Origin of the sequence: Chryseobacterium sp. SIMBA_028, from assembly GCF_046535285.1 — a bacterium.
Lineage (GTDB): Bacteria > Bacteroidota > Bacteroidia > Flavobacteriales > Weeksellaceae > Chryseobacterium.
The window spans coordinates 1-263 of the sequence record NZ_JAWRWZ010000404.1 but is presented as its reverse complement, the minus strand read 5'-3'; the positions used below and the strand labels follow the sequence as shown (position 1 = coordinate 263).

Below are 263 nucleotides of genomic sequence, written 5' to 3'. Positions count from 1 at the left end.
CGCCGCACTCAGCGCCACCCACCACGCCATCGCCCCGAAGAAGACGCCGATGACGATCGCCGCCGTCTCCGTGACCGTATTGCCGTCAACAAGCCCAAGGCCCGCAAACAATCCGCCAAAGGAGAGCAGCGCCCCCGGATTGGAGATTGCCAGCAGAAAGGTCGAGGCGATCAGACGGAAGAGATTACCGGCGCCCACTTCCCGCGCTGTAGCCGGCGGCGTCACCAGGTCGCGGATGCCGAGGAAGAGAAGCAGCACGCCGC

General features: G+C 65.8%; 1 protein-coding gene. It reads right to left on the bottom strand.

The genetic code is table 11. The features are described 5' to 3' along the window. Positions 1–263: hypothetical protein (locus SCA31_RS23915; protein ID WP_410699490.1), on the bottom strand; the 263-nt coding region annotated here is incomplete at both ends.